This is a genomic window from Saccharibacillus sacchari DSM 19268 (assembly GCF_000585395.1).
In the GTDB taxonomy this organism is placed as follows: domain Bacteria; phylum Bacillota; class Bacilli; order Paenibacillales; family Paenibacillaceae; genus Saccharibacillus; species Saccharibacillus sacchari.
Genome location: NZ_KK073875.1, coordinates 2,825,862 through 2,840,519, shown reverse-complemented (window position 1 = coordinate 2,840,519; position 14,658 = coordinate 2,825,862). Strand labels below are relative to the sequence as shown.

Annotated in this window: 9 protein-coding genes; 2 read left to right on the top strand and 7 right to left on the bottom strand. The window is 59.0% G+C overall.

The features are described 5' to 3' along the window. Nucleotides 1-520 precede the first annotated feature (520 nt). Genes SACSAC_RS12205 through SACSAC_RS12195 form a run of 3 tightly spaced genes read right to left on the bottom strand, consistent with a single transcriptional unit; the run spans nt 521 to nt 5,273 of the window. Nucleotides 521-2,140 (bottom strand): response regulator, encoded by a 1,620-nt coding sequence (locus tag SACSAC_RS12205; RefSeq protein ID WP_037286712.1) that lies wholly within the window; start codon nt 2,138-2,140, stop codon nt 521-523. Continuing rightward, on the bottom strand, nt 2,133-3,947 hold the full coding sequence (locus SACSAC_RS12200; RefSeq protein WP_037286709.1) for a cache domain-containing sensor histidine kinase: 1,815 nt from the start codon (nt 3,945-3,947) through the stop codon (nt 2,133-2,135). Before SACSAC_RS12200 ends, SACSAC_RS12205 begins: the two co-directional genes overlap by 8 nt. 3 nt (nt 3,948-3,950) lie before the next feature. Next, a complete protein-coding gene (locus tag SACSAC_RS12195; RefSeq protein ID WP_037286706.1) occupies nt 3,951-5,273 on the bottom strand; it encodes an extracellular solute-binding protein in 1,323 nt (440 codons plus the stop codon). Nucleotides 5,274-5,674: 401 nt separating this feature from the next. Here SACSAC_RS12195 and SACSAC_RS12190 point away from each other — a divergent pair, with 401 nt between their 5' ends. Together SACSAC_RS12190 and SACSAC_RS12185 are read left to right on the top strand one after the other, a co-directional pair. Beyond that, a complete protein-coding gene (locus SACSAC_RS12190; RefSeq protein WP_037286703.1) occupies nt 5,675-7,087 on the top strand; it encodes a family 43 glycosylhydrolase in 1,413 nt (470 codons plus the stop codon). A 286-nt stretch (nt 7,088-7,373) separates the two neighbouring features. After that, nucleotides 7,374-9,005 carry a formate--tetrahydrofolate ligase gene (locus tag SACSAC_RS12185; RefSeq protein ID WP_037286700.1) on the top strand — a complete coding sequence of 544 codons (1,632 nt, stop codon included), beginning with the start codon at nt 7,374-7,376 and terminating at the stop codon, nt 9,003-9,005. A gap of 195 nt (nt 9,006-9,200) precedes the next feature. Here the strand turns inward: SACSAC_RS12185 and SACSAC_RS12180 are convergent, their stop codons facing one another. The 4 genes from SACSAC_RS12180 to SACSAC_RS12165 all read right to left on the bottom strand — a co-directional run bounded on the left by SACSAC_RS12180 (nt 9,201) and on the right by SACSAC_RS12165 (nt 14,541). Continuing rightward, on the bottom strand, nt 9,201-9,905 hold the full coding sequence (locus SACSAC_RS12180) for an NAD(P)H-dependent oxidoreductase (RefSeq protein ID WP_051507071.1): 705 nt from the start codon (nt 9,903-9,905) through the stop codon (nt 9,201-9,203). Between the two features lie 166 nt (nt 9,906-10,071). Beyond that, nucleotides 10,072-10,476: a DUF4085 family protein gene (locus SACSAC_RS12175; RefSeq protein WP_051507070.1), complete on the bottom strand. Its 405-nt coding sequence runs from the start codon at nt 10,474-10,476 to the stop codon at nt 10,072-10,074. Beyond that, nucleotides 10,473-11,882: a DUF3999 family protein gene (locus SACSAC_RS12170; RefSeq protein WP_169833770.1), complete on the bottom strand. Its 1,410-nt coding sequence runs from the start codon at nt 11,880-11,882 to the stop codon at nt 10,473-10,475. The genes SACSAC_RS12175 and SACSAC_RS12170 overlap by 4 nt, the downstream gene beginning before the upstream one ends. A 40-nt stretch (nt 11,883-11,922) precedes the next feature. After that, nucleotides 11,923-14,541 (bottom strand): DUF2339 domain-containing protein, encoded by a 2,619-nt coding sequence (locus SACSAC_RS12165; protein WP_037286696.1) that lies wholly within the window; start codon nt 14,539-14,541, stop codon nt 11,923-11,925. Between the last annotated feature and the right edge of the window lie 117 nt (nt 14,542-14,658).

Genomic DNA, 14,658 nt, shown 5'->3' with positions numbered 1-14,658 from the left:
GCCCATTAACCCCGCGACATTTATTGATTGCGCTTACAAATCAATCATAAGGCTGAACGCCGCGGGACTGAATGACGCTTCTTTAGGGGAAGTGGACATATGTTTGGGTTTCGTTCCGACAAGCCGTGCCGCTATAGGGTAACGCTGCCGTTCCCGGGCTTGCGCGAACATTTAACGGATTCAGGCGACGCTTAGAAGCCTTTTTCGAGGGCGCGAGACGGCTAACGGATTCAGGTGACGCTTAAAGCGAATGAAGGTGCTTTTAGAGCGCAAAAAAGCCTGTTTCGGCATTTTAACGGACATGCGATCCGTTAAAATCCAAAACAGGCTGGATTGATGCGTTTAAAGGACATGCGATCCGTTAGAGGCTTCGTGCACGCTGTAGGTACGAAATCTCAGACAGGCGTAACCTTACTTTTAGCGTCGACAAGGTACGAGTCCCGCTGCACGCGATTACCCGCTTTGCCGCCTGACCGATAGCTTCCGTCCTGCTCGCCTCTTTCCTCCGATCGAATTCCGATCACGCCTTCGCCCGGTCGGGGCGCAGCGTCTCACGGAATTCTTTCGGCGTGCGTCCGGTTTCCGTTTTGAACACGCGGTTGAAATGCCGGATATTGGAGAACCCGGTCTCGTAGGCGATCGAAGCGATCTTGTCGTCGGTGTGCAGCAGGCGCTTCGATGCTTCTCGCACCCGAACGGCGGTCAGGATCTCGACGAACGAGCGGCCGAGGCGGGTTTTGAACAGACTGCTCAAGTACGAAGCGTTGAGATACACCAGTTCCGCCATGCTGCCGAGCGTGATCGGCTCCGCGTAATGCTCCTCGATATGCCGGACGACCTTGTCCACGGCGTGCATGCCGCCGCCTTCGTCGCTGCGGCGGATCAGCGCTTGCAGCGAACGGAGCATCCCGGCGCAGTAGGCGGCCAGCTCCGTTCGCGAGCTGATCGCGAGCGCGCCTTGCAGCGCTCCGCCGATATCGCGGCCTTCCGGCCAATCGCTTTGCAATCCGCGGTCCACGGCCAAGCCGTACGCTTCGAGCAGCATCCGGCAGACCTGCTCGTGAATGACGCCGGGACTAGCGGCGGAACCGCACAGCTGCTCGATGCCTTCGCGGACCCGTTCGCCGAGATCGTCGTCGCCGCCTTCGAGCAGCGCCTGCTCCAGATAGCCGCGGTGGGTCAGCGGCGTTTTGGCCGACGACGCTTCCTGGCGCGGCGGGTCTTCATACAGCAGCACCCGGTTGCCGCCGGACGTCAGCCGGTACAGCAATGCGATCTTCGCTTCGCCGTACGACTTCGACGCTTCTTCGATGCCGTGCACGCCTCCCCCGATCCCGATGGTGATCGTCAAGTTGCCTTCGCGTCTGATCTTCGCCGCGATATGCCGGGACAGCCCCGCGATCTCTTCGCGGGATTCCGCCGAGACTTCGGCGTCGAGCAGCGCCACGACGCTTTCGCCGCGGCGGAACACGAAGCCCGCCCGGACGCCGGTCAGCGCTTCCTCGACGAATTGGCGGATATACAGCGAGAACAGCTCCGCTTCCTGCCGTTCGTAACGGGTCCGCTCGACCGAGTCTTTGTCCAGCTCGACGACGAGGCAGTAGATGCCGCGCTCGAACTCGATGCCCGCTCTGCGCAGTTCGCCCGGACGCGCGTGCGGCAGTTCGCCGCGCACCAGCCCGTCCAGCAGCCGTTCGCGTTCTTCGGAAGAAGCGGCGGCGCTTTGCGCGGGCAGGCGTTTTTCCTGCTGCATTTCTTTTTGCAGCAGTTCGCGCTCCACCTGATCCAGCACCCGGTACAGCTCTTCTTTGTCTACCGGCTTAAGCAGGTAATCCCGGGCGCCGTAACGCAGCGAGCTTTGCGCGTAACGAAAATCGTTGTACCCGCTCAGCACGAAGCAGCGAATATTCGGGTGACGCTCGCGAATCTGTTCTTGCAATCCGATGCCGTCGAGGCGCGGCATGCGGATATCCGTGATGACCAGCTCCGGCTTCAGGCGCTCGATCTCCTCCAACGCTTCGAGGCCGTCTTTCGCTTCCCCGACCACTTCCCAATCTTTGCCCGACGTGCCGATCAGATGGCGCAGTCCTCTGCGAAAGATCGCTTCGTCGTCGACGACCAATACCGTTCGTTTATCCAAGGCCCTCTCTCCCTTCTTCCGATTCTTCTTCCGCTGCGCGCGGCAGCATGATGTTCGCGCGGATGCCGCCGCTTGCCGAACGCTCCAACCGAACGCCGAACCCCCGGCCGTACTTGAGCGCCAGCCTGCGGTGCACGTTGACCAGCCCGTGACCGCCGGGGCCGTCCGGCAGCAGCCCCTCCTCCATCTTGGCGTTCTGACGCCGCAGCGCCTCGTCGTCCATGCCCGGACCGTTATCTTCGACCGCGATCGACACCTGTCCGTTCTCCGCCGATATCGCGATCCCGATCTCCACTTCGCCGCTTCCGCGCTCCAGCCCGTGCACGATCGCGTTTTCCACCACGGGCTGAAGCGTCAGCCGGATGATCGGCTGCTCCAGCAGCCCCGGCCGGGCTTCGATCTTGTAGCGCAGCCGTTCCTCGTAACGGATGCTCTGGATCGCCAGATAGCCGCGAATATGCTCGATTTCTTCGCGGATCGTCACCTCCGAACGTCCTCCGCCCATGCTGTAGCGCAGCAGGGCGCTCAGATGGTTGGTCATGCTGACGACTTCCCGGTTGCCTTCAAGCTCCGCGTACATGCTGATCGAACCCAGCGTGTTGTACAAAAAGTGGGGATTGATCTGGCTTTGCAGCGACGCGATCTCCGCGTTTTTCTCGCGAATCTCCGTCTCGTACAGCCGGTACGTCAAGCTGCCGAGCCGGGAAACCATCAGGTTGAAGGTGCGGCTGAGGTGGCCGATCTCGTCTTCGCTTTCGACCGGGATCGACAGTCCGAACTCGCCTTTTTCCACCCTTTTCATCGAACGCCGCAGCACGCTCAGCGGCCGCGTGATGCGCAGCGAATAGAGCACGGATACGAAGATCGAAGCGGCCAGGCAGACCAGCCCGACCAGCAGCATCTGCCGGTTGACCGTCTCGGCGTCTTTGAGCAGCACGCTAAGCGGCACCGCCTGAAGCACCGTCCAGCCCGTCACCGGCGACGTTACGTAGGTCATCAGCACGGCGGAGCGGCCGCTGCCCAGCGTGACCGTGCCTTCGCCCCGATACGCGCCCAGATTGCCGGTAGAGTCGGGAAAGTTTCCGTTTTCGTAGATCGGAGTGCCTTTGCCGTCGAGCACCGCGACCGAGCGTTCCCCGCTGCCCGACAGATTGGCGATCCGTTCGTTCAGGTCGTTCGCCGGCACGTCGATTTTCAAAATGGCGAGCGGTTCGCCGCTTTCCAGGCTGCGAATCACGCGCACCGCGGAGAATACCTCGTATGTCGAGCCGTTGTCCGACAGCACGGCGTGCGGCCTGACGAACACGGCAAGGCCGGACGAAGCCTGCGACAAAAAGGCGCTCAGATCGGGATCGTATCCTTCGGTGAAACGCCCCGGGCTGTCCGGCGGCTCCACGTAGGAACGCACCTTTTCCGCCTGAAGCGTGATCCCGATCGTGTCTACCCGGCCGTTCACGCGGATGCGCCGCATGAAATCTTCCAACAGCTTCCGTTCCTCGTACAGCGTCGACTGGTCCGCGTCCCGGCGTTCCAGGTAATCGAGCAGATCCGGCGTCTGGTAAGGCAGCGTCGTGAGCAGCGCCAGCTCGTTCATATAGATGTCCAGATTGGCGCTGAATTCCCGCACGGCATCCGCTTGGTACGTGCCTACGTTGCGCTGCGTGGACTTGGAGTACCCGATCCCGCTCAGCAGCGAGGACAGCAGCAGCGGCACGGCAATGAGCACCAGATTGATCCAGATCAGCTTGAACGCGAGGCCCCGGTCTTTCCAGTATCGGTCTCTCCAATAAGCCGCGATCTTCCGCATAGGCTATTCCTCCAAAATCCGGTCGATTTTCGGCCCGATCCGCTTCAGCAGGCCGTCGACCGTCAGACTGCCCGACCACAGCCGCTCCAGCTCGGCGACCAATTCGTCGTTGATCCTCCCCTGCTTGGGATGGTCAGGGAAATAGGCGACGTCGTCGGCCGCGTTCACGTAATCTTCGCGGCGGGGCAGCGCCAGGAATTCCGGCGAATTCGCGGCCGCTTCGTACGCCGGAATATGCCCCGCTTGCGCCCAAACGTCGCCGTGCTGCGTCAGCCAGTCCGCGAACTTGAGCGCGGCCTGCCTTTTTGCCGGATCGGCGTCCGCCCGGGCCGGCAGCGCAAGCGTATGCGCGTCGCCCCACGAAGCGGGATGGTCGTAAATTTGCGGCAGCGGCATCACGCCGAAGTCCAGATCGTCGGCCTGCTCGAACAAGCCGATCGACCATACGCCGAGAAACAGCGTGGCCGCGCGTCCCCGGGCGAACTGGCTGGTCGCGTCGTTGATGTCCGGCGGAATCAAGCCTTGGCGATACAAGGAGTCGACGTAATCGAGCGAACGCTTCGCCGCTTGTTCGTTCAGCTGCGCACGCGTGCCCGTTTCGTCATACAGCTTGCCGCCTCCGTCGATCTGGCTGTACAGCGACCACCAGAGCCACAGCGAGTCGATGCGGATGTTCGGCACGGCGAGCGGGGCCACGTCCTCGGGCACTTCGTCGCGAAGCTTTTTCAAAAAATCGGTAAAGCCTTCTTCGCCCGGTCCCATCTTGACGATGCCGTCCTCGTATAACCCCGCCTGCTCCAGCCATTTTTTGTTGTAGTAGAGCACGCCGAAATGGGCATCCAGCGGCACGCCGTAATGTTTGCCGTCCACGACCGTTTTGCGCAGGATGTTCGGATTGTAGCCGTCCCAGTCCACGCCCGCTTCCTCCGCTTCCTTTTCCCCGACGACCGACACGAATTCCGCGGGCACGTACTGCGCATACTTCGACACGTGCACGATCGCGATATCCGGCGCTTCGCCCGTCACGATGGCCGTGGACAGCTTCGCGTAGTAGTCGTCCAGCTTGTTGTTGTTCATGCGCACCGCTACCCCGTCTTGATTCTCTTCGTTGTACTTCGCCACGAGCGCGTTCATGAACGAGCTGTCTCCTCCGCTGAACGGCGTCCAGAACTCGATCGACACCTTTTCTTCCGCGGCGGCCGGTCTTTCGTATCCGCTTTCATTTTCGCCCGTCAGCCACAGCCCGAGCAGCAGCACCCCGACGATCAGCACGGGCACCAGCCACAGCGGCGTCCTTTTCCCATACCAAAAATCCGAACGGCGCATCGCGTGTCTCCTCTCCGTTATCCGATCCGTTCCCGCTTTTTCTCCATTGTAAATCCAAATGCCGCGCAAGCGACGCTTTTCGACTTTTCCCCAAAATACCGTCTACACCTAAAAATATGTCCATTCCCCCGTAAAAGAAAGCTTTTTTCAAAAAATAAGACGGGTCGCTCCAAAGATCCGTCCTGTTCAAGGCTTTGCGGCTGCGTTACGGTGAAGACGTACTTTTCCGCACCATGCACGAAGAGGTTTTTGTAAGCGCTTATCTAGTAGCTTATCAACTCTTAATCAGAGGATGATGTTCGCCTGAAACCCACACGCTTTAGGTGGGTTTCAGGCGGGCATAACCTTACTTTTAGCGTTGATAAGATACTATGGAAGACTACTCGAGGGGAGACGGAGAAATGAAGAGCAAAACGTGGATCAAGGGAGGGCTTGCGCTCATGCTGCTCGGCACGACGCTCAGCGGCGGCACTTTCGATACGGCAAAAGCCGCTTCGACGACGAAAACCGACTTCTACAACGTCATCATGCAGGACGGCGCGGACCCGTTCATGTACCGGCACGCCGACGGCTATTACTATTACACCAAAACGACCGGAAACAACGTCACGCTGTGGAAATCGAAAACGATGACCGGCATCGACGCGGGCGAGACGACGGTGATCGAAACGGGCGGGCACAACGTATGGGCGCCCGAGCTGCATCATATCGACGGAGCCTGGTACATCTATTACGCGAAAGACGACGGCGACAACGCCAACCATCGCATGTACGTGATGGAGAACCGTTCGCTCGACCCGACGAAAGGCACGTGGACGGACAAAGGGCCGATCGCCGATTCCACCAACCGCTGGGCGATCGACGGCACCGTGCTGAAAGCCCGCGGCGAGCTGTATTTCATCTGGTCGGGTTGGGAAGGCACGGAAAACGTGCAGCAAATCCTGTACATCGCGCATATGAGCAACCCGTGGACGATCGATTCGCCGAGAGTCGAGATCGCGCGTCCGGAACATAATTGGGAAACCAACCATACGCCGTTCGTCAACGAAGGACCGCAGATCCTCACCAAAGGCAACGACATCAGCGTCGTCTACTCCGCAAGCGGCAGCTGGACCGACGATTATTCGCTCGGCCTGCTGACGTCTAAAAAAAGCGCCGACCTGCTGGATCCGGCTTCGTGGACCAAGCGGCCGGACCAGGTATTCAAAAGCGGCAACGGCGTTTACGGACCGGGCCACGCCAGCTTCACCGAATCGCCGGACGGACGCGAAGATTGGATCGTGTACCATGCGGCCAAACGTCAGGGCTCCGGCTGGGATCGAGAAGTCCGGGCGCAGCGCTTCACGTGGAACGCGGATAAAACGCCGAACTTCGGCGAACCGGTGAATCCGAACGCGCCGATCGAACTGCCGAGCGGCGAGCCGGAGCGCGACCGGTACGAAGCGGAAAACGGACGGCTGGCCGGAACCGCGAAAGTCTCGCAGCATCCGGACAGCTCGGGCGGCGCGAAGGTCGGCTATATCGACACGCCGGACAGCTATGTGGAGATCGACGTGGACGTGCCTAAAAACGGGACGTACGTCCTGTATGCGCGCACGGGCAACGGCACGGCGGGCGGAAACTGGTCGACCTTGAAGCTGTCCGTGGACGGCGGGACCCCGAGCGACTTCTACGTGACCAACCAGGGCTGGGACAACTGGGGAACTTCCACGCAAAAAATGAGCCTGACCAAAGGCAAGCACACGATCCGGTTTTCCAAAGGGGACGGCTACGCGGAGATCGACGGGTTCGATTTGTTCCGGATCGGGAAGTAAGACGGCGCGGCGGCAGGTTGAAAAACAATCTCCGGCTCAAGCACGGAGCTCTTGCAGTTACAGCGCAAACGAATGATAGGCGGATCCCGGAAGTCATTCCGGGATCCGTTTTTTTGATGCGCAAACAGGTGAGGGCGTCTTTTCGCAAGCGCGCCGCAGGTCAAATCGAGCATTCGCCTTCGAGCGGCGGCTTGCGTAGGCGTGACGTACGCCGTTGCATCCCCGGCGGCGATCGACGATAATACCCCTGTTCGCATTATTGCAAAGCAGGGGGTACGTTTACGGCATGAAACCGATTATTGAAGTGGCCGCAAGAGCCGGCATCGACGAAGAGCATTTGGAGCTCTACGGCAAGTACAAGGCGAAGCTGAATCCTTCGCTGACGGAGGAACGGAAGCACCGTCCGAACGGCAAGCTGGTGCTGGTCACCGCGGTCAACCCGACGCCGGCCGGCGAAGGCAAGACGCTGACCACCATCGGGCTGACGCAGGCGCTTCAGGCGCTGGACGTGAACGCGGTCGCCGCGCTGCGCGAGCCGTCGCTCGGACCGTGCTTCGGCATGAAAGGCGGCGCGACAGGCGGCGGCAAAGCGCAGATCGTGCCCGCCGAAGACATCAATCTGCATTTCACGGGCGATCTGCATGCCATTTCGTCCGCGCATAATCTGTTGTCGGCCCTGATCGACAATCATATCTACCAAGGCAACGCGCTGCGCCTCGATCCGAAAAAGGTCGTCTGGAAACGCGCCGTCGACATGAACGACCGCGGGCTGCGCAGCATCGTGACGGGCTTGGGGGCGGGTAACGGACTGCCGCAGGAGAGCGGGTTCCTGATCACGTCCGCTTCGGAGGTCATGGCCGTTCTCTGCCTGAGCGAGAACGCCGCGGACCTCAAAAAGCGGTTGGAGCGGATGGTCGTCGGCTATACGTTCGAAGGCGAAGCGGTTACGGCGGCTATGCTGGACGCGGCGGAAGGCATGGCGATCCTGCTCAAAGACGCAATTAAGCCGAACCTTGTCCAGACGCTGGACGGAACGCCGGTGATCGTGCACGGCGGGCCGTTCGCCAATATCGCGCACGGATGCAGCAGCGTGATCGGAACGAAGACGGCGCTCAAACTGGGCGATGTGGTCGTGACGGAAGCGGGCTTCGGGGCCGAACTGGGCGCAGAGAAATTTTTCGATATTAAATGCCGCCAGGCCAGTCTTCGACCGGATGCCGCCGTATTGGTCGTGACCGCGAAGGCGCTCAAATATAACGGCGGCGTGCCGGCGAAGGAGCTTGGCGAAGAAAATACGCGGGCTTTGGCGGCAGGCATGGACAACCTGAAGCGGCATCTGCGCAATCTTCAAGCTTTCGGCGTGCCGGTGCTGGTCGCGGTCAACCATTTTGCCGCCGATCACGAGAGCGAGCTGCGCTTGATTTTCGACGCCTGCCGCGAACTCGGCGTCGCGGCCGAGCTGTCCGACGTTTGGGCCGAAGGCGCTGCGGGCGGCGCGGCGCTTGCCCGCAGCCTGATGCGGATCCTAGAGGAGAAGCCTTCGCGGTATGCGCCGTTGTACGAAGCTTCGCTGAGTCTCAAAGACAAAATCAAAACGATCGTGACCCGGCTGTACGGCGGAAGCGACGTCTCTTACGCGCCGGCCGCTTCGAAAGCGTTGGCTGATTTTGAACGGCGCGGCTTTGGCGAACTGCCCGTGTGCATGGCGAAAACGCCGTATTCGTTCTCCGACCGGGCGTCTCTGCTCGGCGCGCCGGAAGGCTTTACCGTCAGCGTGTCGCGCGTATCGCTATCCGCCGGCGCCGGCTTCGTGGTCGTCGAGACAGGCAATGCGATGACCATGCCGGGCCTCCCGAAGGTTCCGGCGGCTTCGCGGATGCGGTTGGAGACGGACGGCACGATCGAGGGATTGTTGTAGCTTCGCCCGTCGCGAAGCCGGCGGAATCACGTAATCGAAGCTGTATCGAATCGTGCAAAAATAAGGGAGGATGCCGCTATCGGCCTCCTCCCTTATCTCTACTGTTGTAAGCGAAGCCTTTCAATAGACTTGAACCGAACCGCTAACGGAACGTATAGCTCTGAGCATCATCGCGTTCCGTTAGCGTCTGACGAATTATCGCCACTCCACCACTTCATCCGTCCGCTGTCTGGTTTTCGGCGTCGGCGAATCGCCTGCCCGGTAGCCGAAGGCCGCCATGCAAGCCAGGCCGAAGCGGCTGTCGTCCATCAGGCCCTCCTCGGCCAATACGCGCTCCACTTCATGCTTCACGAAGCCTTCCATCGGACAAGAATCGATCTGGAGCATCGCCGCAGCCGTCATCATATTGCCGAGCGCCAGATACGTCTGGCGGCAAGCCCATTCGAACATCGCGCGTTCGTTGTCTTGCAGCGCGAAGCCAGTACGCAGAAACGAGTCATACGTGCTTCGCTTCATCTTCGCGATTTCTTCCGGCAGACGCTGCACGTCGCTGAGCATATGCGAGATGTATTCGGAGTCCGCGACCATTTCGTGCGGAAGCCGCGCCAAAACGAGAATCGCGTGACTGGCGGATGCCAATTGGCGGCGCGCGCCGCCTGCATGTACGGCAATCTTGTCACGCAGCTCAGGACTTTGCACGACGACGAATTTCCACGGCTCGAAGCCGTACGAGCTTGGCGACAGACGGCCCGCTTCCAGAATAAAGTCGAAGTCCCCCTTCGTCACTTTACGTTCCGGATCGAAATCTTTTACCGCATGGCGAAATTTGTAGGCGTTCAGCAGTTGGGTTTTGATTGCTTCTTTCGATGATTCCAGGGTATTTTGGGTTTGATCGGTCATCTTTTTCTCCTCCTCCGTATCTTTGCATCTATCTTACCGCAGTTTGACCTTACGCTTCATCCTTCATCCCGATTCTTAGTTCTGCAACCACTTGGGCATATAAAAAGAGATTCGGCCCGCAAAGGCCAAATCTCTTCTTCCGGGCGCTATCTAATTTTCCGCAAACTCAAACGCTTTCCAATCTCAAATCCTCCGCCTCGATGCTCAGTTCGACGGCGCCGGACGGAAGCCGGTCTTTGATCGACTCGTAAGCTTCTCTCCACTTCCGCCCCTGTTCACGATTGCGATCCAGCAGCTCTTGATTCCAGTCCGCAATCAGCTGTGCCAAATCCGGCGGCGTATACGGGCGGTTGATCGTTCCATTGTGAATATAAGGATGCAGGCTTGAAGGCAGCAAGGCCAGCAGGCTCTCTCGGTTGCGTTCAAGACTTGCTTTGGCCTGCTCTTCGTAGTCGACCTCGATCCCGCGCATAAATTCCAAATATTCGTCCCAACCTTCGCGGCTCAGCGGGAATGCCAACATGCCGCTGATTTGCGTCTTACGGTAATCCTCTTCCGAAAAAAACTTCACTTCTTCTTCAACTTCCTTCCCAAAAACACGATCAACACCAACGCTACCGCAACCAGGATCAAGTTGAACGTGATCTGAAGCGAGGCGCTCGCGCCGATTTGAGGACCTTCGCCATCATAGGCTCCCGAAGCTTCCTCTGCGGCAGGCGGCACGAACTGCGACGCGTTTTCCTTGCCGAGCGTCGCTTCGCCCGGGCCGGATTGTTCGATCTGTGTGCGGAAAGCCGAGATGTCGTATTGGGGCGTCTCTTGTCTTTCCGCGCCATAAACCAGACGGTAAGGACCTGTTCCCGTATCTTCGAATACCAATCGGTCGACCCGGTATCCGATCTCGATCGAAGCGATGTCCAACGGCGGATTTTCGCCGTTGTTGATCACGACCATCGGCTTTTCGTTGCGGATCGGATCGGCCAACCGTATTTCCGTATCGTCGACCGTCGATCCTGCAAGCTCAAGCCGATTGAGTCGGCCGGGCGATAAAATCCGGGTGTTGGCTCCGGTTCCTTTTTCCCGGTTCACGTAGAATGCGCGGCTGAATCCGCTGGAACCGTCCGAAGCGGCGGCGTTCAGCTTGATCCGATCGATCCGGAGCTTGTCCGCGTTGTACATCACGACTTCCGACATGCCCGACGAGGACTCCACATTGAAAGGAATCTCCTTCGTCCGACGGAAGTCTTCCCCGCTCACGGCGGTTCCCACGTCGATCAGCGCCATGCCTTCCAGATCGAACGGCTCCGGTCCGTTCGGCACCTTCACCCGATAATACCCGTATTTGGCCGGCTCGTTCAATTCAATGACATTGCGGAACGCGCCTTCGCCCGTCGAATACAGCTCGCCCGTGGTCACGGCTTCCCAACGTTGTCCGTCGTAGCTGCCGTCCAAGCTGACTTTTTTGAGAAACGAAGCCTGCGGCAGCGAGAACGTTAACCGACTGCCGCGAACGTCTTCGTTCTCCGCTGCCTGAACGACGCGAAAGTCAAACCGGATTTCTTTTTTCCCGTCTGCGCGATCGATCAGCTCCAGCGGGTATTCGCGATCCAATCCACGCTCGCCTTCCTCGCCGGAATCCGTATAGTAAGGCATGAATTGCCCCGACGCATTGACGATACGCACATCGCCTAAATTCTCTTCAGCCCTTCCGTAAATGTCAGGGTCCAAGAACAGCGCCTGATATTGCGCGCCTTGCGCGACTTGAATTTCTTTGGCGAATGCCCAGCTGTCCGACGCTTCCGCGTTGTTTTCGGCGGGTCTGGCCTGCATGGTCGATGCTATCGCGGTCGCAGCTTTTACGCTGCTTGTATCCGCATTCGCCGCAGAAGCCGTTCCTCCGAAGTCAGGCGTTCCCGGCAGCGCAAGCGTCGCCAGCAGGACAAGCATCGCGCTTGCGGCAGCCAGTCCTTTTTTCATACGCAGGCTCCCGACTTTTCCCGGCCCGCCCCGGCTTCGATTAATTCTCCGCTTCCGCATCTTCATTCTCCTTCCCTGCCGCCTCCTCTTCCAGACGGTTCGATACGCGCTGGTACATATACGAGATGCCCAGCAAGATAAATCCGGCAGCGAAAAACGCGATGATGCGGCTGCCCGTACTGTTAAGCCCGAGGTCGAAGACCAGCAGCTTGGCCGTACACAGCAGGGTGAGCGCAAGGCCCATGCGCCGGATGTACACATAGCGACGGCGGAACCCGTAGACGATACACGCCAGCGCCACGAGCAGATACGCCAGACTGTAGACCATACCCGCGTTTTCCACGTGCAGCTGCACGCCGAGCAACGCGCTAAGCATGATCAGACCATAGACCGCGATCCCGACCGGATACCATTCTCCGTTTTCGGGATAACGTCGCACCGCATGCTGCAAGCGTTGACTGACGCTCCAGAAAATCAGGACGTTCACCGCCAACAGCACCAACAAAGCGATATAGTCGGCTGCTCCGTTCAGGCTCCAATCTCGATGCAGCACCGGAACCGTCAGCATGAGCGCAATCCCGATAAAGCAGCTTACGCCGTACTGAATTTGCGCGTACACTCTCGTAATCCGATCCTGGATCAGCGGCAAACGGGAGATGCCCAGCGACAGCAGAGCCGTGACGCCTGCCGCCAGCAGCGCTTTATAGAATAAGTAATGCGCGTCCGAAGACGAACGCAGTAGATCGTAGACGTAAAAGGCTTCATACAGCCCGTAGAACCAGGTGTTCAGAATCGCCGCATACCGGATGAACATGAGCAGATGGCGTTCTTCGGACGAATAGCTTCCGCGCGGCGCATGACCGTCGGATACGGCAGACGCACCGCCTTCCGCTTTGCCGTTCTTCCGCCATTCCCAGACGTAGAACAACGACAGGCCGAGCGTTCCCAACGTAATGAGCGTGTATTTGATCATGAAGACGCCGGAATTCTCGCTTGCCGCCATCAGAAGGCTCAGGCCGTGCTGCGGCAGATCAACCAGCACGAAGGCGAGCATGCAGAGCAGCAAGACCGCCCAGCCGGCTCTTTCCAGCATTTTCGAACCGGCGCGGCTTCCGTAGATGCAGAGCACCAGAGCTTCGGCCAACCAGCCCAGCGCCGCCCACTCCCACTGAAGCTGGAACGGTACGATCAGAATTGCAAAGACCAGTGCGGTAACGTAGAACAGCAGACGGGTATTCTTTTCCTCGGGCACGAACTTCTCCGCTAGCCGCCCGAGCCCCACGTACAGCAGGCCGAACAGCAAAGCGAGCAGTCCCCGGAACTCGATCGCGCCCGACGATTCGAGCAGCGCATACATGATGCCGCAGCCGACGAACGTATTGACGCCGAGCAAGACGACATCCCATTCCGCCAGTTTTTGCTTGAAGCGCAGCGGATAGGCCAGCGTCGAGCCGAGGTACATCAGGAACGTGACGAACGCGTAGCCTGCGCCGATCCAACGGCTGTCTGCCAACCAGACGAGCAGCAGCATGGCAGGGGTATTCAAAATAAAGCTGATATAAGCGACCGCCGTCCAGCGTTTGTGCAGCGACACCAGAAGCAGCAGCAGATTGAGCAGGAGCAGATAGACCATCGCCGCGTATGCGGCAGTTCCTGTCAGCCCTTCAGCCAACCCGTAGGACAGCAGAGGCAGATAGCCGCCGACCAGTCCGAGCGCGCCGATCGTTTTCGAATCATAGCGCAAGGCAAGAAGGACAGTGGTTAGCGTGACCAGCACGGAGAGTCCCAACGCCACGAACATCCCGATGATGCCGAGTAAAAAATAACTGTAGAATATCGATCCGTACAGTACCGCCGTCCCGCCCCCGAGCAGCCCGAGCGCGAAGGTCCGGCGGTTTTTCCGATACAGGAATTCTCCGGCTCCGAGCAGCAGCGCACCGAACGCGAAGAACGCGATGCCGCGCGCATAATCGTTGAACCAGTTGGAGTACCCGTAGCTGAACGCCAATCCTACCGCGATCAGAATCAGCAGAATCGCCAGTTTGTTGATCCAGTTCAATCCGATCTTCATTTCGAGTCGATTCTGACGGATGCGGCGCTGAATCGTCGCTTCGTCGACCCCTTCGTCCGTCATCCGGTTGTATTCTTCGTTCAGCGGGCCCAACGTGCGCCGGTTCGCTTCTTCCTGCATTCTTCGCTGGTGTTCCAGACTGCGCTCCAAATGAAGGGAAAGATCGTCCAATCTGGCGCGGAACTCCTGCTGCTCGCCGTCGGTCAGCCTGCGCGAAGCCTGCATCATCTTATGTATCCGCTCGCGCGTCGTTTCTTCGAACTGCCGCAGACGGTTTTTGCGCAAAGAATCTTCTCCGGCAAAATAGGTTTCCAGCTTGCGGTTCGACAACCGCAAAATATTCAACTTCTCATCCAAAATCTGTTCGCTGAGCGATACCCGCAGATCCGCGTTTTCTTTTTTCAACTTTGCGGATTCCTGCCGAAGTTCGTTCAGCTTGCGCCTGTCTTCCTCGGTTTCGCGGCGAAGCCTTTCGTTCTCGTGGATCAAATCGCTCGATTCGTACTCTTTGAGCAGTTCCTGCGTTTCGCGAAGCAAATTCCGCTGGTTCTGTTCAATAGTAAGGAGCCGTGTTTTGAATTCGTTCATCCTGGCAGCCTCCCGCGTCTCTTTTTTTCAAAAAGCTGGGTGATGCATCTACTATATCGAGATTGCTCCGTAAATAGGTATACTTCCTGTTACCCTTTTTGTCATATTTTTCACTAA